The 20,159-nt window shown below is 65.0% G+C and carries 16 protein-coding genes; 10 read left to right on the forward strand and 6 right to left on the reverse strand.

Going from position 1 to position 20,159, the window contains the following annotated elements; translation table 11 throughout:
• Nucleotides 1-83 precede the first annotated feature (83 nt).
• From prmA to ASD87_RS25835, 9 genes are all read left to right on the forward strand, one after another.
• Entirely contained in the window at nucleotides 84-1,016 is a 933-nt protein-coding gene (prmA, locus tag ASD87_RS25800; RefSeq protein ID WP_056327808.1) for a 50S ribosomal protein L11 methyltransferase, read from the forward strand.
• 24 nt (nucleotides 1,017-1,040) lie between these two features.
• Nucleotides 1,041-2,504, forward strand: a complete 1,464-nt coding sequence (locus ASD87_RS25805; protein WP_056327809.1) for a DUF3426 domain-containing protein — start codon at nucleotides 1,041-1,043, stop codon at nucleotides 2,502-2,504.
• Nucleotides 2,505-2,516: 12 nt separating this feature from the next.
• Nucleotides 2,517-3,458, forward strand: coding sequence for a carbohydrate kinase family protein (locus tag ASD87_RS25810; protein WP_056327810.1), 942 nt, complete (start codon nucleotides 2,517-2,519; stop codon nucleotides 3,456-3,458).
• Between the two features lie 204 nt (nucleotides 3,459-3,662).
• Entirely contained in the window at nucleotides 3,663-4,166 is a 504-nt protein-coding gene (locus tag ASD87_RS25815) for a glycine zipper 2TM domain-containing protein (RefSeq protein WP_056327811.1), read from the forward strand.
• A 408-nt stretch (nucleotides 4,167-4,574) separates the two neighbouring features.
• Entirely contained in the window at nucleotides 4,575-4,814 is a 240-nt protein-coding gene (locus ASD87_RS25820; RefSeq protein WP_008159625.1) for an acyl carrier protein, read from the forward strand.
• Nucleotides 4,792-5,979, forward strand: coding sequence for a D-alanyl-lipoteichoic acid biosynthesis protein DltD (locus ASD87_RS25825; protein ID WP_056327812.1), 1,188 nt, complete (start codon nucleotides 4,792-4,794; stop codon nucleotides 5,977-5,979). The genes ASD87_RS25820 and ASD87_RS25825 overlap by 23 nt, the downstream gene beginning before the upstream one ends.
• The gene (locus ASD87_RS27245) at nucleotides 5,976-6,149 is read left to right on the forward strand and encodes a hypothetical protein (protein ID WP_128829895.1); all 174 of its coding nucleotides are present in this window, start codon (nucleotides 5,976-5,978) and stop codon (nucleotides 6,147-6,149) included. Before ASD87_RS25825 ends, ASD87_RS27245 begins: the two co-directional genes overlap by 4 nt.
• 7 nt (nucleotides 6,150-6,156) lie before the next feature.
• On the forward strand, nucleotides 6,157-7,284 hold the full coding sequence (locus ASD87_RS25830) for an MBOAT family O-acyltransferase (RefSeq protein ID WP_056327813.1): 1,128 nt from the start codon (nucleotides 6,157-6,159) through the stop codon (nucleotides 7,282-7,284).
• 16 nt (nucleotides 7,285-7,300) lie between these two features.
• On the forward strand, nucleotides 7,301-8,749 hold the full coding sequence (locus tag ASD87_RS25835) for a D-alanine--poly(phosphoribitol) ligase (protein ID WP_056327814.1): 1,449 nt from the start codon (nucleotides 7,301-7,303) through the stop codon (nucleotides 8,747-8,749).
• A gap of 4 nt (nucleotides 8,750-8,753) precedes the next feature.
• Here ASD87_RS25835 and ASD87_RS25840 read toward each other — a convergent pair whose 3' ends face one another.
• The 5 genes from ASD87_RS25840 to ASD87_RS25860 form a co-directional block, all read right to left on the reverse strand.
• The gene (locus tag ASD87_RS25840; protein WP_056327927.1) at nucleotides 8,754-9,314 is read right to left on the reverse strand and encodes a YggT family protein; all 561 of its coding nucleotides are present in this window, start codon (nucleotides 9,312-9,314) and stop codon (nucleotides 8,754-8,756) included.
• 188 nt (nucleotides 9,315-9,502) lie between these two features.
• Nucleotides 9,503-10,234 (reverse strand): histone H1-like DNA-binding protein, encoded by a 732-nt coding sequence (locus ASD87_RS25845; protein WP_056327815.1) that lies wholly within the window; start codon nucleotides 10,232-10,234, stop codon nucleotides 9,503-9,505.
• A 350-nt stretch (nucleotides 10,235-10,584) separates the two neighbouring features.
• Nucleotides 10,585-11,784, reverse strand: coding sequence for a ribonucleotide-diphosphate reductase subunit beta (locus ASD87_RS25850; protein ID WP_056327816.1), 1,200 nt, complete (start codon nucleotides 11,782-11,784; stop codon nucleotides 10,585-10,587).
• 20 nt (nucleotides 11,785-11,804) lie between these two features.
• The gene (locus ASD87_RS25855) at nucleotides 11,805-14,735 is read right to left on the reverse strand and encodes a ribonucleoside-diphosphate reductase subunit alpha (protein ID WP_056327817.1); all 2,931 of its coding nucleotides are present in this window, start codon (nucleotides 14,733-14,735) and stop codon (nucleotides 11,805-11,807) included.
• Between the two features lie 304 nt (nucleotides 14,736-15,039).
• Nucleotides 15,040-18,546, reverse strand: a complete 3,507-nt coding sequence (locus ASD87_RS25860; RefSeq protein ID WP_056327818.1) for an indolepyruvate ferredoxin oxidoreductase family protein — start codon at nucleotides 18,544-18,546, stop codon at nucleotides 15,040-15,042.
• 130 nt (nucleotides 18,547-18,676) lie between these two features.
• Between ASD87_RS25860 and ASD87_RS25865 the strand changes: the two genes are divergently transcribed.
• A complete protein-coding gene (locus ASD87_RS25865) occupies nucleotides 18,677-19,126 on the forward strand; it encodes an Lrp/AsnC family transcriptional regulator (RefSeq protein ID WP_008159001.1) in 450 nt (149 codons plus the stop codon).
• Between the two features lie 63 nt (nucleotides 19,127-19,189).
• Here ASD87_RS25865 and ASD87_RS25870 read toward each other — a convergent pair whose 3' ends face one another.
• Nucleotides 19,190-20,155, reverse strand: a complete 966-nt coding sequence (locus ASD87_RS25870) for a tripartite tricarboxylate transporter substrate binding protein (protein WP_056327819.1) — start codon at nucleotides 20,153-20,155, stop codon at nucleotides 19,190-19,192.
• Nucleotides 20,156-20,159: the final 4 nt, after the last annotated feature.

The following is a 20,159-nucleotide window of genomic DNA, read 5'->3' on the forward strand; positions in this document are numbered from 1 at the left end:
GCGTTTTGCCTTGTAGATGTTTTAAGGTTGATCGGGCCGCGGCGCATGCCGCGGCCCGTTGACCAGATGGAAGAGAAATAATCATGCGTGAACTCGTGCTCCATTGCTCGGAGGCGCAGGCCGAAGCGTTGTCGGATGCGTTGCTCGAAGCCGGCGTGCTGTCGGTCTCCGTCGAAGACGCCGACTTCGGCACCGACGTCGAGCGTCCCCTGTTCGGCGAGCCCGGCACCGAGCCCGACGTCCAGGCCTGGGACCGCAACCGCGTCGTCGCCTTGCTGCCGGACGGAGCCGATCCCGCGCAGATCATGGAAGAAGCCGCGCAATCCGGAGAGCTCGAAGCGTCGGTGTTTGACGGCTGGAGCCTGCGCGACGTGCCGGACGCCGACTGGGTGCGCCTGACGCAATCGCAGTTCGGCCCGATCCACATTGCCGAGCGGCTCTGGATCGTCCCCAGCTGGCATCGCGACAATCCCGACGTGCCGGGCCTGGACGCCGCGGCCGCGCCCGACCAGGACGGCGCCATCCATATCGAACTGGACCCGGGTCTGGCCTTTGGCACCGGCAGCCATCCGACCACGCACCTGTGCCTGGCCTGGCTGGAAGCCGAGCTGCCTGCCGGCGCGACCTTGCTGGACTATGGCTGCGGATCGGGCATTCTGGCCATCGCCGCGCGCAAGCTGGGCGCTGGCCCCACGCAGGCGGTCGACATCGACGCGCAGGCGGTGCAAAGCACGGTCTTCAACGCCGAGGTCAACAAGGTTGAACTGCAGGCCATGCTGCCCGATGCGCTGGCCGACGGCACGTTCGAAGTGGTTGTCGCCAACATCCTGTCCAATCCGTTGAAGGTGCTGGCGCCGATGTTGGCCGGCCGCGTCGCCGCGGGCGGCCATCTGGTGCTGTCGGGCGTGCTAGAACGTCAGGCCGAGGAGGTCGCCGCCGCTTACGCGCCATGGCTTGCCATGTCGGTCTGGCGTGCGCGCGACGGCTGGGTGTGCCTGCACGGCCGCAAGCCTTAAGCTGCGGCAGCAGGAGCACGCCTCATGGCTCTGACCACCCGCTGCCCGCAGTGCGGCACGTCTTTCAAGGTGGTGCCCGACCAGCTTCGGGTCCGCAATGGGTTGGTGCGTTGCGGCGCCTGCTCCACCGTGTTCGACGGCCGTGCGTGTCTGGTATCCGCGCCGGGCGCGCCTGTTGTAGCGACAGCGCCGGCCAGTGCGCCGCTGCCGTCTTCCGCCGCGGCCGTCGCCGCGCCGGTGCTGGCCGCGCCCGAGCCGCACCCGCCCGCCGCCCCGATTCCTGAACCCGCCTACGCGCCGCCCGCCATCCCGGCGCGAGCGCCAGCAGTCGCGCCGCCCAAGCCGCCCGCGCCAGTAGTCGCGCCGGTCGCGCCGCCCAAGCCGCCCGCGCCCCAAGAACCACGTATCGTCCTGCCTTGGGAAGACGAACCCGAGGCGCCGCCCGCGCCCATGGTCCGGTCCGCACCCACGATGCCGTCCGCACCGGCGGTTCCGCCCGCCGTGCTGCGTGGCCGTGATGACATTTGCAAGCGCACCGAGCCGCAAGCCGCCGCCGACGACGACATCGAAGACGACGATTACGCCGACGATGACGGCGAGCCGTTCCTGCGCGCGCCCGAGCCACCTCGCGCCGCGCCCGTGCAGCCGCTCCCGGCGTATCGCCAGGAACCCATCGTTGCCCGCCGATCGGACGAGCCGACGTTGGATTGGCGCGCCGGCCGCGCATCAGCCGGCGAGCGCAACAACCTGTACAACGATCCGCGCGAAGATCTGCGCGATGACCCGCGCGACGACCGGCACGACGACACTTACGACGACGCGTACGACGACGTGCGGGACCTCGAGCGCGACGACGAATACGATCAAGACGACGACCGGGATGCCGGCGCGCACGAGCCGGTACTGGGCGACACCCGCACGCGTTACTCCAGCGCCACGGACGTGGGCCGGGCGCCGCCCGAATTCCTGGACCAGGACCGCATCGAGCGCAGCGGCCTGGTGCGCAAGCTGTGGGGCTACGCCTGCCTCGTGGGCCTGATCGCACTGGCGCTGCAACTGCTGTACGCGTATCGCACCGACATCGCCAACTCCGTGCCGGCGCTGCGCCCGGTCCTGGAAGCCGTCTGCAAGCCGCTGGACTGCACCGTTGGCTACGCGCGCCGGCGCGATCTCATCAGCATTTCCTCGTCGTCGCTGCAGCCGCCAACGGGCGCCGCCGCCATCGACGATGGCCGTACCCGCCTGGTGCTGACCGTGATGCTGCACAACCGCTACGACAAGCCGCAGTATTGGCCGGCGCTGGTGCTGGAACTGAATGACCTGTCGGACACGGTGGTCGTGCGCAAGGTGCTGATGCCCGAAGACTACCTCACGCCGCAGCAGCTGGCCGGCCCGTTCGGCCCGCAAGGCGCCCTGAAGATTTCCGTCCCCATTGAAGTGACCGGCGTTCAGGTCAATGGCTACCAACTCGACAAGTTTTTTCCGTAAAGGATGACAAGCATGGCAACCCCTGTTCTGGTCTGCGGTTCGATGGCGTTCGACACCATCGCGGTGTTCGAAGGACGCTTCAAGGAACACATTCTTGCCGACCGCATTCAGTCGCTGAGCGTGTCGTTCCTGGTGCCCAGCATGCGCAAGGAGTTCGGCGGCTGCTCGGGCAACATCGCCTACAACATGAACTTGCTGGGCGGCAAACCCGTGCCGGTCGCCACCGTTGGCGAAGACGCCGGCGAGTACATGCAGCGCCTGTCGGACCTGGGCGTCGACGTCAGCCGCGTCAAGGTCATCCCCGACACCTTCACCGCGCAGTGCTTCATCACGACCGACCTGGACGACAACCAGATCACCGCGTTCCACCCGGGCGCCATGTCCTTTGCCGCGCAGAACGACCTGAGCGACGCCGATGCCGCCTGGGCCATCGTCGCGCCGGATGCGAAGGAAGGCATGTTTGCCCATGCCGAGCGCCTGAACAAGCGCGGCATCCCCTTCATCTTCGACCTGGGCCAGGCCATGCCGCTCTTTGACGGCGCGGACCTGGAGCGCATGCTCAAGCTGACCCAGGCGCTCACGGTCAACGACTATGAAGCCGGCGTGGTCGAGCAGCGCACCGGCCGCAGCGTCGCGGACATCGCCCGTTCCCTGCAGGCCGTCGTCGTGACGCGCGGCGCCGAGGGCGCCACCCTGCACACCGAAGGCAAGACCATCCAGATCGAACCCGTTCGCGCTTCGCAGGTGGTCGATCCCACGGGCTGCGGCGACGCACAGCGTGGCGGCCTGCTGTATGGCCTGACCAGCGGCTGGAACTGGGAAGACAGCTGCCGTCTGGGCAACGTGATGGGCGCCATCAAGATCGCCTCGCGCGGCCCGCAAAACCACGCGCCCACGCGTGCCGAGATCGACGCCGTGCTGCACGCCACGTACGGCATCCATCTGCCCGCCTGACCGTAAAAGGACTCCGGGAACCGCCGCACGCAGCACGAGTCGAAGGCCAATCCATGCGCAATGGCAACGGGCTGTAGCCCGTTGTTTCCCGGCCCGTTTTGCAGCTTCTGGCGGAGGGTTTCAGTCTGTTGCTGGCGCACTTGCCGGGCGTTGCGCTCGGAGTATCATCAGTTACCGTCGGCCGTGCCCGAATGAGGAGTCCAAATGAATCATATAAAGTCTATTTCCCTGGTGACGCCGCGCACTGGCCGCTGGTTGGCTGTCGCGGCCGTGGTGACGTCGATGGCCGTGCTTGGCGGTTGCGCCAATCGCAGCGCCTCCAGCGGTGTCTATAGCTACGATCAAGCACAGCGCGAACAGATCGTCCGCACCGGTACGGTCACTGGCGTGCGTCCGATCGTCATTCAGAACGACAAGTCCAGCGGCGTCGGCATGGTGGCCGGCGGCGCGCTGGGTGGTGTGGCCGGTAACGCAATCGGTGGCGGCACGGGCCGCACGATCGCCACGGTGGGCGGCGTCATCCTCGGCGCCCTGGCCGGCAACGCCGTCGAAAACCGCGCGCAGACGAACTCCGGCCTGGAGATCACGGTGCGCCTGGACAACGGCGAAACGCGTGTCGTCGCCCAGGAAGCCGACGTGCCCGTCAGCGTGGGCCAGCGTGTCCAGGTCATCAGCGGCGCCGGTCCGACCCGCGTCACGCCGATGTAATCCGCGCCGACCGTTTGGAAAGCTCGCTGTACGAAAAAGCCCGCGCAAGCGGGCTTTTTTTCATGGTGGCGGCGGCCGCCTTGAATCAGGGTCAAATGCCGCAGGAGGCCGACACGTAAAAATATGTCGCTCGCTCACAACGCGGCCCCCCGGATTTACCCGCGAACGTTACCTTTCCCAGCCTTTTCTCGCCATTTCCACCATAAGTTTCATGGCGATTCGACGGCCGAAGTGCAATGATTGCGACGGCGCGGCAGTCCGGATTTAATGTAACCACGTGCATCCGGCGGCCGTTCTGGCTGGCTGGAATTTTTCAGTTTGGTTTCAGCTGTTTTCTGTATCCTCAGCGCCTGAAATCCCGGGGCGGGGGATGGTTTGCCGAACAGGCAACGTTACGCTGCAAGATCTATGCACACCGAGCAAGAACTCCACACCAAGATCGGCGAGATCGTCGAGTCGATCGTCATGAAGAAAGTCACCCCCGACACGCAACTGATTGCCACCGGCCTGGTCGATTCGCTCGCCGCCGTGGACATCACGCTCGCGGTCGAGTCCGAGTACGGCTGCAGCATTCCGGCTCCCGAAATCGCAGAGCACCTTCAGTCGGTCCGCGTGCTTGCCGGCTATGTCGCTGCCCATACTTCGTAATACCCGGTTCCTGTCGCACGTCGCTGCGGCAGCGACGGCGGTGGCGTTGGCGGTAGGCACGTATTGCGGCGCGGATGACCTGCTCAGCCGCGTCGTCAACCCGGCGTCCTCGCCCTCGGCGCTGGCGGCCAACAAGAGCAATTACCTGCCCAACCTGGGCCCCGACTGGGGCACCCAGCACGTCAACCTGAATCGTCTGGGCAATGCCCTGAGCGACGGCACGCTGGTGGTGCTGGGATCCTCGGAGCTCTCCAGCCACGACCTGCGTTTCGTCCCCTACCGCTTTTTCCCGGAAGAGCTGAAGGTGCCGACGCTCGCTTACGGCCATGCGATGTTCCAGTCGTATGGCATCGTCAGCGTGCTGGAATCGGTGTCCGATTCGCTTACGCCCAACACGCGGCTGGTCATCATGCTGTCGCCGGCGTGGTTCGCCTCCGGCGGCCAATTGCCGCGCAGCGCATTTGCCGAGCACGTCACCGGCCCGGTCTGGGATCGTCTGTGGGACCAGCCCAGCACGCGCGAGCAGATGCAGAACTGGATCAGCGACAACGCGAACTGGGGCCTGCTGTGGCTCATCGCCAACGGCCAGGTCTCCGAGCTGAAGGACAAGCTGGCGTTGTGGTGGCAAGCCCGCAAGGAACCGGCGCCCGACAAGCCGCGCAGCAAGTTGTCGGTGCCCGCGCACCGGTACGTGTCGTGGCCGATGTCCGCCCGCCTGAATGCCGGGCAGTGGTCCCGGATCACGCACGAAGCGCGCGAAGTCGAACACACCCTGGGCGGCAACAATCCCTACGATGTGCGCGACGACTACTACCAGCAATATCTGGCGCCGCTGTACTCGCCGGCGCGCAACGAGTTCGCGGATGTCGATCCGATCACGCGCACCGAGCTGGGCGACCTGTCGCGTGTGATGGCCTTGTTGCAAAAGCGCAAGGTCAAGGCGTACTTCGTCATCCAGCCGTTCAACCCCAAGCTCATCCTGGACGTCGAACGGTTCGACCCCGTGGTGGCCGCCATCACCGGCATGTGCACCCGCTATCAGATGGGGTGCCTGGATCTCTACAGCATTCCCTTCGAGCCGGGGATGCTGCGCGACGACATGCACCTGGCCGAACTCGGCTGGGCCATGGCCGATCAAGGCATTGCGGAGTATTTTTCCCGATGAAATTCTTTCGTAAAGACGAAGCCCGCAACGCGGGCGCGCCCTGGGCGCGCCGCTTCTTCTGGCATCTGTGCCTGTACGTGGGCGTGATCCTCGTGTTCGTGCTGCAGGCGCAGCCCACGACGGGCAGCGGCGGACCGATCAAGGTCGAATTCCAATACCAGCAGTTCTGAGCGCACCATGGAACTCTTTGCTAGCTTGAGCTTCTTTGGCGGCGCGCTGTTTGGCGGCCTTGGCCTCGTCGCATACCGCTCGTCCGGCATGCCGCTGCACATCGGGTACCGCCACATCATCGGCGTCATCTGCCTGGGCGTCTGGATGGCGGTGTTCTGGGCGCGGCCCTATCAACCCATTGCGCTCCTGGCCATTTCCGGCGGCGCGCTGTGGGCAATGCGCCGCAACTACATCCCCACCTGGCTCGCCGTCATCATCACGATGACGCCGTTGCTGCTGGTCAAGACCGGGGTCTCGCACCTGGGCGCGATGCTCGGGCTGTCCTTTGCCACGTTCCGCGCCATCGACGTGCTGCTGTTCGCGCCGCGCAACGAACGGGTCTCGCCGCTCGACTATTTCATCTACCTGTTCTTCCCGCTGACGCTGCTGGCGGGGCCCATGTACCGCTGGCGCGCCTTCCAGGCCGATCTGAAGCGCGGCTACGAAGGGGTCAACCTGAACACGTGGCTGATCGGGCTGGAACTCATCATGGTGGGCGTCATTCAGAAATTCGGCCTGGCCGAGCTGATCTGGCGTTATGGACTGGCCACGCTCGACGCGCACGATTATTCGTTCACGGGCGTGGCGCTCAATGCCTCGCTCTACAGCGCTTACCTGTTCTTCGACTTTGCCGGCTATTCGACGATGGCGATCGGGATCGGGATGCTGTTCGGCTTCACGCTGCCGATCAACTTCCGCAATCCGCTGGCCACGCTCAACCCGCAGGATTTCTGGCGGCGCTGGCACATCAGCCTGTCCGAATGGCTGCGCGATGTCGTGTTCATGCCGATCTACAAGGCGCTGAGCAAGACCAGCTTCTTTGGCCGTCATCGCCTGGCGGCGCAGAACATCGGCATTTTCGCGACCCTGCTGGCGATGGGGGTGTGGAACGGACTGTCGCTGCATTACATCGTCAGCGGCCTGATGTTCGGCCTGTATTCGGTGGGGCACAACCTGCTGATCAATGCGGCGCGCACCCGGCCTGCCCTGCAAGCCGCGCTGGCCAAGCCCGTCATGCGCTTTCTGGGGCGCGTGCTCACCCTGATTCTGGCCGCGCTGGCGCTGTACGTGTTCAGCGGCCGCAGCCCTATCTGACGCCGGGAGTCACGGCATGCGTTTCGATCTGAAGTCCTTCCAGTTTGCCGACGAAGGGCGCGCGCCCGACGCGCTGGCGGTTGCCGCCGCCGACCGCAGCCTGACGTGGGCCCAGTTGCGCACCGAGGCGCACGCCTGGGCCGACGCCGCACGCAAGCACGGCGTGGCGCCCGATGTGCCCGTGGCGATCTACGGCCACAAGGAAGCCGCTTTTTTCGTCGCCATGGTCGGCGCGCTGCTGATCGGCGCGCCGTTCGTGCCGGTGGACACCATCTATCCGCCTGAGCGCCTGCGCCGCATCGTGGAGATCGTGCAGGCGGCCGCTGTGTTCGACGCCGCGGCCGGCAGCTTCACGGCGGGCGAGGGCGCCATGCTGGAAGAACGCGGCCTGGCCTACGTGATGTTCACCTCGGGCAGCACGGGCGACCCCAAGGGCGTGCAGATCGGCCGCGAAAGCGTCGGCCTGCTTGGCGATTGGATGCTCGGCAGCTTTGGTCTGGGCGAGGCGCCCGTGTTCATGAACCAGGCGCCCTTCAGTTTCGACCTGTCCATGTACGAGGTCTTTGCCACCCTGGCGTCGGGCGGAAGCTGCGTGCTCAACGCGCGCGACCAGATTGCCGCGCCCGGTCCGTGGATGGCCCGGCTGGCCGCCCACGGCATCACGGTGTGGGTGTCCACGCCGTCGTTCGCGCATCAGCAGCTGGCCAACCGCGACTTCTCTCCGGCGACGCTGCCCACGCTGCGCACGTTCCTATTCTGCGGCGAGCCCCTGCCGGCGGCGCTGGCGAAAAAGCTGCGCCAGCGCTTTCCGGATGCGTCCATCCTGAACACCTACGGTCCGACCGAAGCCACGGTGGCCACCACCTGGATCGAAGTCACCGACGCCGTGCTGGCGGCGCATGACCCGCTGCCGGTCGGCCACGCCAAACCGGACAGCGTGCTGCTGGTGGACGAGGGCGAGATCTGCATCGTGGGCGACCACGTGATGCGCGGCTACCTGAACCGCGCCGACCTGAACGCGGCCAAGCTCTACACCTACGACGACGGCCGCCGCGCGTTCCGCACCGGCGACGTGGGGCTGATGGAAGAGGGCGGGCTGCTGTTCTGCCGCGGCCGCATGGACGACCAGATCAAGCTCAACGGCTACCGCATCGAGCTGGCGGAAATCGACGAAGCCCTGCATGGGCTACCGGGCGTGGAGGCTAGCGCCTGCGCCGTGCTGCGCCGTCCCGATGGCACGGCGGTGCGGCTGATTGGTTTCGTGACGGGCTCGGAAGCAGCGGGCGAGCAAGCCGCGCTGCTGGCGCCTCAGGCCCTGTCCGGCTGGAAGGAGCGGCTGGCCGAGCGCCTGCCGCCCTACATGGTGCCGTCCGAACTGGTCGCCTGCCCGGCGTTGCCCATGTCGAACAACCACAAGATCGACCGCAAGAAGCTGATCGAGATCTACAGCGCGATTCCCGTGTAGGCGATCACACGCCCATCATGCCGTAGCTCAGACGAGCCAGGACCATCAGCAGGATCTGGGCCGCGATCAAGAGGATCAGCGGCGAGAAGTCGATCGAGGTGCGCGGCAGGATGCGGCGGATGGGATCGAGCAGCGGCGCGGTCAGCGATTGCAGCAGCGGCATCATCGGCGCCATCGGGTTGACCCACGACAGCACGGCCTGGATCAGCGTCAGCCAGACCACCAGGTTCAGCGCCCACTTTGCCGTCATGATGAGGGCCGAGCCCATCGCGGCGGGCAGCAGCGCGGCGGGGATCAGCGCGCCGATGGCCACCAGCCACAACAGGACCAGATAGACCAGCGCGGACAGCCACGCGCACACCAGGCTGGTCCAATCGATCTTGTTGCCTGCGGGGATGATCTTGCGCAGCGGCAGCACCAGCCAGTTGGTGGCTCCGTAGATCGCGCGCGCCAACGGGTTGAAGGGGTGCAGTCGTATCGCGTGCATCCAGGCGCGGGCAATCAGCGCCGCGCCAAACAGCGTGAACACGATTTCGAGAAGGAAGCGGAAGATTTCACCGAGCATGGACGCGATCACCCCAAAAAAGAGGAATCAATTGTCGCACGGCCAGACGTAAAAATTGCGTACGGTCCTAGTGCATCGGGCCCGGTGCAGGGGTCAGCCATTTGGATGGCATGACGCGCAGACATTAAAAAAGCCGCCCGGTGCAAACCAGGCGGCTCTGATGAAGCTAACGCTTCGGCGCGTCCGGATTAAGGACGGCCACCCGTCGGGAAGGGCCACGACGCGGCGGGGTTCAGCGCGGTCTTCGCGCCCGGGGCAGCAGCCGTGGTGGGCGGCGTGGCGGGCTTCTTCGGAGCGGCTTTCTTCGCAGCGGGCTTCTTCGCGGCGGCAGGCTTCTTGGCGGCAACAGCCGGCTTGGAAGCGGGAGCCTTCTTGGCGGCGGGCGCCTTCTTGGCAGCCGGAGCCTTCTTGGCAGCCGGAGCCTTCTTGGCTACGGCCTTCTTGGCAACAGCCTTTTTGGCGGCCGGGGCCTTCTTGGCGGCAGCCTTCTTGGCAACAGCCTTCTTGGCGGCGGGAGCCTTCTTGGCTACGGCCTTCTTGGCGACTGCCTTCTTGGCAACAGCCTTCTTGGCAACGGCCTTCTTCGCAACGGCCTTCTTGGCTACGGCTTTCTTGGCGACTGCCTTCTTGGCGACTGCCTTCTTGGCAACGGCCTTCTTGGCGACAGCCTTCTTAGCGGCCGGAGCCTTCTTCGCGACGGCCTTCTTGGCTACGGCCTTCTTGGCAACCGCTTTCTTGGCGGCGGGAGCCTTCTTGGCGGCAACCTTCTTCACGGCCGGCTTCTTGGCGGCTGCGACTTTCTTCACTGCAACTTTCTTGACGGCAGCTTTCTTGGCCGGAGCGGCCTTCTTTGCTGCTGCCTTCTTGGCGGCGGGTTTTTTCACCGCTGCTTTCTTGACGGCTTTCTTGGCTGTTGCCATGGTCATGCTCCTTAGGTTCAGGGGTCCCAGAACTTAAACCCGTGCCCCGACCCGCCAATCGGCGGACCGTGCCCGGGCTATTCATCGGCGCATGCCGCTGTTCTGTGCGAGCAACAGCTACTACGGTTTGCGCTAATGAATTCGGCACAGCCATTTGATATGGCCCCCGCCCCTTTGGCGCGAGCCATTTCAAATGGCGCCGGCAGGCGGCCTGTTCACAGGCCGCCGACCGCTTGTTCTACGTGTTCGAAGACACCCTGACCAAGGAGCTTGCCATCAAGCCTGTCGCGAACGCGACGCCCATCGAAAAGAGAAGGGCGTGCCCGCGCCGGGCTCAATGGCGTACTGCGTTACTCCCAGCTCAGCGTGCCACCGGTTTGGTATTCGATCACGCGAGTTTCAAAAAAGTTGCGTTCCTTCTTAAGGTCGATCATTTCCGCCATCCACGGGAAGGGGTTTTCTTCCTGAGGGTACAGAGGTTCGATACCGATCTGCTGGCAACGACGGTTGGCGATGAAGCGCAGGTAGGATTTGAACATGGGTGCGTTCAAGCCCAACACGCCGCGCGGCATCGTGTCTTCGGCGTAAGCGTATTCGAGTTCGACCGCTTTGCGGAAGAGTTCTCGAATTTCTTCGCGGAATTCCGGCGTCCAGAGATGCGGATTTTCCAGTTTGACGGTGTTGATCAGATCGATGCCGAAGTTGCAGTGCATGGATTCATCGCGAAGGATGTACATGTACTGCTCGGCAGCGCCGGTCATCTTGTTCTGGCGGCCAAGCGCCAGGATCTGCGTGAAGCCAACGTAGAAGAACAGGCCTTCCATGAGGCAAGCGAAGACGATCAGGGACTTGAGCAGCGTCTGGTCGGCTTCGGGCGTGCCCGTCTTGAAGTTGGGATCAGCGATCGCGTCGATGAACGGGATCAGGAACTCGTCTTTGGCCCGGATGGACGGCACTTCGTTATAAGCGTTGAAGATCTCGGCTTCGTCCAGGTCCAGGCTTTCGACGATGTATTGATAGGCGTGCGTGTGAATGGCTTCCTCGAATGCCTGGCGCAGCAGGAACTGGCGGCATTCGGGGGCCGTGATGTGGCGGTAGGTGCCCAGCACGATGTTGTTGGCGGCCAGCGAATCGGCGGTCACGAAGAAGCCGAGGTTGCGCTTGACGATGCGGCGCTCGTCCTCGGTGAGCCCGTTCGGGTTCTTCCAGAGGGCGATGTCGCGCGACATGTTGATCTCTTGCGGCATCCAGTGGTTGGCGCAAGTGGCCAGGTACTTTTCCCACGCCCACTTGTACTTGAAAGGCACAAGCTGGTTGACGTCGGTCTGGCCATTGATGATGCGCTTGTCGGCAACCTTGACGCGCTGCGAAGTTGCCGCGCCGCTGGCAGCCAGGCCGGCTGCGTGCTGAGGCGCGGCCGGCGTGGGCATGGCGGTGTCGCCGAACACACCCGTCGCCGCCCGGACTTCCGGGGCAGCCTGACCGCCCGCCGCGGGCGCGGCAGGTTGTGCAGGTTGCGTGGCGGTGGTGTCGTCGTCCCAATTAATCATGATTCATTCTCCGGAGGCGGTTATTGGCAGGCTTCGCACTCTTCGAAGCCGGGGTCGCCCGGCCGCATGGTGCAAACCGCCCCGAGAACTTCGGGTTCCGGCAAAACAGGTGCTGCGGCAACGGCGTTGGCGGTGGACGGATTACCCGCGCTGACGGCGTTCAGTTCGCCGCCGCGTCCCGTGGACTTCTCGGCGCTGGTGGCGCCAAGGGTGCGCAGGTAGTACGTGGTCTTCAGGCCACGCGTCCATGCCAGCTTGTAGGTGTCGTCCAGCTTCTTGCCCGATGCGCCAGCCATGTAGATGTTCAACGACTGGGCTTGATCGATCCACTTCTGGCGGCGCGACGCGCATTCAACCAGCCAGCGCGGTTCGACTTCGAACGCGGTGGCGTAGAGTTCGCGGAGTTCGGAAGGTACGCGATCGATGCGGGACAGGCTGCCGTCGAAGTACTTGAGGTCGGCGACCATGACTTCGTCCCAGAGACCGAGTTTCTTCAGGTCACGCACGAGGTAATCGTTAACGACCGTGAACTCGCCGGAGAGATTCGATTTGACGTACAAGTTCTGGAAAGTGGGTTCGATGCACGCAGATACGCCAATGATATTGGAAATAGTGGCGGTTGGGGCGATTGCGATGCAATTGGAGTTGCGCATGCCATGTTCTTTGATGCGCGTACGCAACGTATCCCAATCGAGCGTGCTCGATTCATCAACGTCAACGTGACCACCACGTTCATCACGCAGCATCTTCAACGTGTCTTGCGGCAAGATGCCACGCGACCACAGCGAGCCTTCATACGATTGATAGCGGCCACGTTCTTCGGCGAGCAGGCTCGACGCGAAGTAGGCGTGATAGCACACCGCTTCCATCGAACGATCGGCGAATTCAACAGCGGCTTGCGATGCGTACGGCACGCGCATCATCTGCAGGCAGTCCTGGAAGCCCATGATGCCCATGCCCACCGGACGATGGCGCGCGTTGGAATTGCGGGCCTTGTCGACGGCGTAGTAGTTGATGTCGATCACGTTGTCGAGCATGCGCATCGCGATGCTGACGGTGCGCTTGATCTTGTCGTGGTCCAGTTCGAAACCGCCGCCGGCAGCCGGCTTCATGTGTGCGACCAGGTTCACGGAACCCAGATTGCAAACTGCGATTTCGGATTCGTTGGTGTTCAGCGTGATCTCGGTGCACAGGTTCGAGCTGTGGACGACGCCCACGTGCTGCTGCGGCGAACGAATGTTGCACGGATCCTTGAACGTGATCCACGGGTGGCCGGTTTCGAACAGCATCGACAGCATCTTGCGCCACAGCGTCAGCGCCGGCATCTTCTTGAAGAGCTTCAGTTCGCCGCTGGCGACGCGCGCTTCGTAGCCCACGTAGGCTTCTTCGAACGCGCGGCCATACTTGTCGTGCAGGTCGGGGCAGTCGGACGGCGAGAACAGCGTCCATTCACCGCCTTCCATAACGCGCTTCATGAACAGGTCGGGAATCCAGTTCGCCGTGTTCATGTCGTGCGTGCGGCGGCGCTCGTCGCCGGTGTTCTTGCGCAGTTCCAGGAATTCTTCGATGTCCAGGTGCCACGTTTCGAGGTACGTGCAGACCGCACCCTTGCGCTTGCCGCCCTGGTTCACGGCGACGGCCGTGTCGTTAACAACCTTCAGGAACGGAACGACGCCCTGGCTTTCGCCGTTGGTGCCCTTGATGTGGCTGCGCAGCGCGCGGACCGGGGTCCAGTCGTTGCCCAGGCCGCCGGCGTACTTGGCCAGCAGCGCGTTTTCCTTGATGGCGTCGTAGATGCCTTCCAGGTCGTCCGAGACGGTGGTCAGGTAGCACGACGACAGTTGCGAGTGCAGCGTGCCCGAGTTGAACAGCGTGGGCGTGGAGCTCATGAAGTCGAACGAGGACAGGATCTCGTAGAACTCGATGGCGCGCGCTTCGCGGTCGCTCTCGCGCAGCGCCAGGCCCATGGCCACGCGCATGAAGAAGACCTGCGGCAGTTCGATGCGGGTGCCGCGGATGTGCAGGAAGTAGCGGTCGTACAGGGTCTGCAGGCCAAGGTAGCCGAATTGCAGATCGCGCTTGGCGTTCAGTGCCTTGCCCAGCTTGGTCAGGTCATAGCTGGCCAGTTCGGGCGACAGCAGGCCGCCTTCGATGCCGCGGGCGATGAACGTGGGGAAGTATTCAGCGTAGCGCGTGGTCATGCCGTCTTGCGAGACTTCCTCGCCCAGCACTTCCTTGCGGATCGTGTGCAGCAGCAGACGGGCGGTGACCTGGCTGTAGGCCGGATCCTTTTCGACCAGCGCGCGCGCGGACAGGATGGCGGACTTGAACACTTCGTCGACGGGGATGCCGTCGTACAGGTTCTTGACCGTTTCCTTCAGGATGGCTTCGGCGTCGATGAACTCGGACAGGCCTTCGCCGGCGGCGACGATGGTGGCGCGCAGTTCGGCCACGTCCAGCGGGCGGCGCACGCCGGCATCGGTGACGTTCAGCACGTGTTCCTGCGGCGCGGCGTCAGCCTTTTGCTGGCCTTCGGCGGCAGCGGCGGCGGCGCGTTCCTGCGTGCGCTTTTCGCGATACAGCACATAGGCGCGCGCGACGTCATGCTCGCCCGAGCGCATCAGCGCCAGTTCGACCTGGTCCTGGATGTCTTCAATATGGAAGGTGCCGCCGTTGGGGCGGTTGCGAACCAGCGCGTTGACGGCCTGGCCGGTCAGCGTTTCGACCAGTTCGCGCACACGCGCGGACGCGGCGCCTTGTCCGCCATTGACGGCCAGGAAGGCCTTGGTCATGGCGATGGCGATCTTGCTGGGCTCAAAGCCAACCACCGAGCCATTGCGGCGGATGATGTTGTAGCTGGCCCATTTGCCGCTGTTGGCGTCGGCGGGGGAATCGGTTTGGGAGGGCGGCACGGCCGAAGGCCGGGTCACAGAGGCGATCGTAGTCTGCATGGAAGCTCCTGTGCGAAAAAGCGCGTAGATGAAGACATGACGACGTCATGTCTGGTCAAAATTGGATCTTGTAATGGGGGTCGCAACGTCCGGACAGGCTAGTCCGTAAGGCGTGGCCGGCGGGAATCAGCGCTTAGGCGACCACAAGATGTAGTGTAGCACCCCTCGTTGGCCACTAATTCTAGTGATCGAGGTTTACAGGGACAAGAAGAAGATAAGACGAATCCCACAAAAGATTGTAACCAAATGCACTAGGCGCGCCCCGCAAGGCGCGCCCAGGTCAGTGACCACTCAGACCGGCTGTTTATGCGGTTTTCCGCAAGGCGCTGGCGTGCGGGGCCGGTGCTGTATAGCTCTGCATGAGCCGGGCCAGATCGGTCCGGTACTTCTCGACATTGGCGGCCTTCACGTGGCCAAAGCCGCGAATGTTTTCAGCCAGGGCGGCGATTGTAGCCGCTTGCGCGAGGTTGTCCGCCGTCAGCCCTGCAAGCAGTTGATCGATGGTCTGGCGGTACTCCGTGACCAGCGCCCGTTCCATCTTGCGCTCGGCGGTATGGCCGAAGGGATCGAACCAGGTGCCGCGTAGGCCCTTGAGTCGGGTCAGCAATTTCAGTGCCGACATCGTGCGCGGACCCAGCGTCATCTTGCGCGGCACGCCGGTGCGCGGATCCTTGCGGGCGAAGATGGGCGGGGCCATGTGAAAGCGCAGGCTGTAGTCGCCCTCGAACTGGCCTTCCAGCTGCGCCTTGAAGGTCTCGCCGGTATAGAGGCGCGCCACTTCGTATTCGTCCTTGTACGCCATGAGCTTGTACAGGCCGCGCGCCACGGCCATCGCCAGGCGGGGCGTCTTGGCATCGGGCGCCAGGGCCCGCTCGCGGGCCGCGACGGCGTCGACGACGTCCCGATACGCCTGCGCGTACGCCGCGTCCTGATAGGCCGTCAGGTCTTCGACACGGCGCGCCACGGCGCGCTCGAAGGTTTCGGGGATGTGCAGCTGCACGACCTGGGCCCGCGGGCGCAACGCGCCTTCCAGGGCGTCGGGGCGATGCGCGGCAAGCCGGCCGCTGTCGAAGGCGGCGCGGTTGGCCGCGACCGCCACGCCGTTCAGTTCGATCGCGCGATAGATGGCGGCCTGCGAAAGCGGCACGCCGCCGCGCTGCCAGGCGTAGCCCAGCATGAACATGTTCGACAGGATGCTGTCGCCAAACAGCGCCAGCGCCGCTTCATGCGCGTCGATCGCGGCCGTGTGCGCGTCGCCCGCCGCGTGACGGATCTTGGCCAGCAGCGCCTCGGGGCGCATCGCGGCGTCGGGATTGCGCGTGAATTCGGACACGGGCGCCACGTACGTGTTCACCGTGACCTGCGTGTGGCCGTGGCGCAAGGCACCCAGCGAATCCGGGGCGACCGCGGCAACCGGATCGCACAGGATGGCCGCGTCGGCTTGCTGCCAGTCCAGCCGCACGGGGCCAGCGGCCGAGCCCGCCGGGGCAAGGCGAATGTGGCTCACGACGGTGCCGCCTTTCTGCGCCAGCCCGGTCAGGTCCAGCACCGCGGCCGACAGGCCTTCCAGGTGCGCGGCCATCGACACGATGGCGCCGATGGTGATGACGCCGGTGCCGCCCATGCCGGCGACCAGCAGACGATAGGGATGGTCCAAGGCAGGAAGGGCGGGCTGCGGCAGGCCGGCGATCATGCCCTGCAGGCGTTCCTGGTCGGCCTTGGGCGCCGCACTCTTTCTGGGCTTGCCGCCCATGACGGACACGAAGCTCGGGCAGAAGCCTTCCGCGCACGAGTAGTCCTTGTTGCAGCTGGACTGGTCGATCGCGCGCTTGCGGCCGTACGGCGTTTCCAGCGGAACGACCGACAGGCAGTTGGACTTCACGCCGCAGTCGCCGCAGCCTTCGCACACGGCGCTGTTGATCAGCATGCGGCGCGCCGGGTCCGGGAACTGGTTCTTCTTGCGGCGGCGGCGCTTTTCGGCCGCGCAGGTCTGGTCATGGATCAGGACCGTCACGCCCGGAATCTCGCGCAGCTCGCGCTGCAGCGCGTCCAGCTCGCGGCGGTGGTGGACCTTGATGCCGGGGCCCAGGTCCACGCCCTGGTATTTCTCGGGCTCGTCGGTCGTGACGACGATGCGCGCCACGTTTTCGCCGCGCAGTTGCTGGCAGATCTGGGGCACCGAGATCGGGCCGTCCACCGGTTGCCCGCCGGTCATGGCGACGGCGTCGTTGAACAGGATCTTGTAGGTGATGTTGGCGCGCGCCGCGACGGCCTGGCGGATGGCCAGGTAGCCCGAGTGGTAATACGTGCCTTCGCCCATGTTCTGAAAGATATGCGGCATCTTCGTATAGCGGGATAGGCCGATCCAGTCGACGCCTTCGCCGCCCATCTGCGTGAGTCCGCCGGTGTCGCGGTCCATCCACGCGGCCATGTAATGGCAGCCCACGCCGGACAGCGCCTGGCTGCCCTCGGGCACCTTGGTCGACGTGCTATGCGGACAGCCCGAACAGAAGTAAGGGCGGCGGCGCATGCCGTCCGCGTCGTTGGATAGCGGCGCCTGGCATTCGAAGGCCGAGAGGTCGCGGTTCACGGGCAGCCCCGCGGCGCGCGACAGCCAACCGGCCAGCGGCGCCGCCAGCAGCGACGGGCGAAGCTGGCCGGCCGACGGCACCATCGGCTCGCCGTCCAGTCCCTTCTTGCCCATGACCGTCGGCCGCTCGGGCAGGTTGAACAGCATGTCCTTGATCTGGCTTTCGACCACTGCGCCTTTTTCCTCGATGACGAGGATGTGCGACAGGCCGCGCGCGAAGTCGAGCAACCGGCCTTCGTCCATCGGCCAGGTCAGGCCGGGCTTGTAGATCCGCACCGGTGCATTCGCCGTAACCGTGTCCACGCCCAGGCGCGCCAACGCTTCCATGGTGTCCAGGTGCGCTTTGCCGACGGTGACGATGCCCACCGTCGCCTTGGGCGCCGGACAGGTCAGCTTGTCGATGCTGTGCCGGCGCGCGAAGGCGGCGACGGCCTTCATGCGCTGGTTCATGCGTGTCTCGACCGCCAGCGACAGGAAGTCACGCGCGGAGTATTCCAGCGATCCGGCCGGCATGTCCGGATCATCGGGCATGTCGTAGGTCTGGATGGCGGCTGGCGTGAACGAGTGGCCGCTTTCGATGGTTTCGGACACGGCCTTGAAGGCGACCCACGTGCCCGCATAACGCGAGAGCGCCCAGCCCCAGAGCGCGAAGGTCTCGTATTCGTCGATGGACGTCGGATGCACGATGGGCATCTGCCAGCCGATCAGCGACGCTTCGCTGGCGTGCGGGATCGAGGACGACACGGCGGTGTGGTCGTCGCCCACCACCACCAGCACGCCGCCGTGGCGCGAGGCGCCCGCGGCATTGCCGTGATGCAGCGCGTCGCCGGCGCGGTCCACGCCGGGACCCTTGCCGTACCACATGGCAAACACGCCATCGACATTGCGGTCAGCGCGCACGCCGGCCTGCTGCGTGCCCATGACCGCCGTGGCGGCCATGTCTTCATTGATGCCCGGCAGGAAGGTGATCTGGTTGGCGTCCAGCGCCTTCTGCGCCTTCCACATGGCCATGTCCACGCCGCCCAGCGGCGATCCGCGGTACCCCGATACGAAGCCGGCGGTGTTCAGGCCGCGTTCGCGGTCCACCCGGCGCTGCGTGAGCATCAGGCGCACCAGGGCCTGCGTGCCGGTCAGGAAGATGCGTCCGGACTCGCGGGTCAGGTTGTCGGCAAGCTGGTAATCAAGGTCCAGCTCGGGTGCGGCGGCGGGGGTACCGTCCATAGTCAATGCTCCTCGTCTTTGGCACCATGATAGGTTCGCGAGGGATCAGGTTTATTGCGTTTTTGGATCGTGCTATCCCTATAATTCGCAATGAACATTTCGTATTCCAAGAAAACCAGGAGACAAACGAATGGACAAGACCGATATCGGCATCCTCAAGGCGCTGCAGGAAGATGGCCGGGCCTCTGCGCAGCAGCTTTCCGAGAAGGTGGGGCTGTCCGCCGCGCCTGTATGGCGGCGCGTGAAGGCGATGGAGGCGAGCGGGGTGATCCAGGGCTACAGCGCCCAGGTCGACCGCAGCAAGGTGGGGCTGGGCTGCATGTTTGCGCAGATCAGCCTGGAGCGGCATTCGGCCAACACGGTCGAGAACTTCGAGCGGTCGGTGCGCGATGCCCCGGAAATCCTGGAGTGTTATGCCGTGACCGGCGATTCGGACTTCCTGTTGAAGATCCTGGTGGAAAGCCCGGAAGCCTACGACCGCTTCCTGCACCGGTTCCTGTTCAACATGCCGGGCATCCGGCAGACGCGCACCATTGTGGCGCTGCGTGAAATCAAGCACGAGCAGCGGCTGCCGCTGTAGAAAGGCGCGCCTTCTCTATATAGATATAGAGAAAGGGCGCGCCGCCGTGCGCAAGGGCCAGGTTTATTGGGGCTGGATGCCGGCGATCCGGATCCATTCCTTCCAGCGGGCCGTGTCTTCCTTCACGAACGCGTCAAAGCGCGCCACGTCCATCGCTTCCGGCGTCAATCCCAAGGCGCGCAGCTTGCGCGCCGTGGCGTCGTCCTGCACCGCGGCCTGCAGGTAGGCGTTCATTTTGGCGACGATCTCCGGAGGCGTGCGGGCGGGCGCCGACAGGCCCAGCCAACCCGCCACGACAAAGTCGGGATAGTAGGTGGCCATGGTCGGCACGCTGGGCCAGGCATCATGCTGCCGGGCGCCGGTCACGGCGATGGGGACGAGGCCCTTGCCGTCGATTTGGCCCATGGCGGTCAGGTAATCCACGAACGCGAAGCCGATCTGCTTGCCGCGCAGGTCGGTGATGATCTGCGTGATGTTCTTGTACGCCGCCCCGGTGATGTTGATGCCGGCCCGCTGCTTGAAGAGTTCGGACGGCACCTGGGAGGACGAACTGTAATAGCCGAAGAAGACGTCGCCCGGATGTTTCTTGGCGTATTCGACCAGTTCGGGCACGGTCCGGTACGGGCTGTCCGGCGAGACGACGCCCACCGTGCCGAACGTGCCCAGCATGCCGACCTGCTCGAAGTCCTTTTGCGCGTCGTACGGCAGCGTCTTGTACAGGAACTGGTTGGCCGAATGCGTGGAGTTCGTGGACAAGAGGAATGTGTAGCCGTCGGGCGCGGCGCTTTTGCTGGCGTTGGTGCCCACGATGCCGCCGGCGCCGGGGCGATCCTCCACGATCACTGTCTGCCCGGTCTTCTCGCCCAAGTACTGCGCGAAGGTGCGGGCGGTCAGGTCGGCCGCGCCGCCCGCCGCGGAGGGCACGATGATCGTCACGGGCTTATCGGGCCAGCCGGCGGCGTGCGAGGCCGCGGCCCACAGCAGGCAGGCGCCGGCGAGCGCCGGACGCAGCAAGCGGAAAATGGTCATGTCT

Origin of the sequence: Achromobacter sp. Root170, assembly GCF_001428165.1 — a bacterium.
Classification (GTDB): Bacteria; Pseudomonadota; Gammaproteobacteria; order Burkholderiales; family Burkholderiaceae_B; genus Achromobacter; species Achromobacter mucicolens.

Coding starts and splice junctions, on each gene's coding strand:
- ASD87_RS25815 (WP_056327811.1), top strand. CDS start 3,663: ATGAATCATATAAAGTCTATTTCCCTGGTGACGCCGCGCACTGGCCGC.
- ASD87_RS25810 (WP_056327810.1), top strand. CDS start 2,517: ATGGCAACCCCTGTTCTGGTCTGCGGTTCGATGGCGTTCGACACCATC.
- ASD87_RS25820 (WP_008159625.1), top strand. CDS start 4,575: ATGCACACCGAGCAAGAACTCCACACCAAGATCGGCGAGATCGTCGAG.
- ASD87_RS25835 (WP_056327814.1), top strand. CDS start 7,301: ATGCGTTTCGATCTGAAGTCCTTCCAGTTTGCCGACGAAGGGCGCGCG.
- ASD87_RS25805 (WP_056327809.1), top strand. CDS start 1,041: ATGGCTCTGACCACCCGCTGCCCGCAGTGCGGCACGTCTTTCAAGGTG.
- ASD87_RS25840 (WP_056327927.1), bottom strand. CDS start 9,314: ATGCTCGGTGAAATCTTCCGCTTCCTTCTCGAAATCGTGTTCACGCTG.
- ASD87_RS25845 (WP_056327815.1), bottom strand. CDS start 10,234: ATGGCAACAGCCAAGAAAGCCGTCAAGAAAGCAGCGGTGAAAAAACCC.
- ASD87_RS25825 (WP_056327812.1), top strand. CDS start 4,792: ATGTCGCTGCCCATACTTCGTAATACCCGGTTCCTGTCGCACGTCGCT.
- prmA (WP_056327808.1), top strand. CDS start 84: ATGCGTGAACTCGTGCTCCATTGCTCGGAGGCGCAGGCCGAAGCGTTG.
- ASD87_RS25855 (WP_056327817.1), bottom strand. CDS start 14,735: ATGCAGACTACGATCGCCTCTGTGACCCGGCCTTCGGCCGTGCCGCCC.
- ASD87_RS25830 (WP_056327813.1), top strand. CDS start 6,157: ATGGAACTCTTTGCTAGCTTGAGCTTCTTTGGCGGCGCGCTGTTTGGC.
- ASD87_RS25860 (WP_056327818.1), bottom strand. CDS start 18,546: ATGGACGGTACCCCCGCCGCCGCACCCGAGCTGGACCTTGATTACCAG.
- ASD87_RS27245 (WP_128829895.1), top strand. CDS start 5,976: ATGAAATTCTTTCGTAAAGACGAAGCCCGCAACGCGGGCGCGCCCTGG.
- ASD87_RS25870 (WP_056327819.1), bottom strand. CDS start 20,155: ATGACCATTTTCCGCTTGCTGCGTCCGGCGCTCGCCGGCGCCTGCCTG.
- ASD87_RS25865 (WP_008159001.1), top strand. CDS start 18,677: ATGGACAAGACCGATATCGGCATCCTCAAGGCGCTGCAGGAAGATGGC.
- ASD87_RS25850 (WP_056327816.1), bottom strand. CDS start 11,784: ATGATTAATTGGGACGACGACACCACCGCCACGCAACCTGCACAACCT.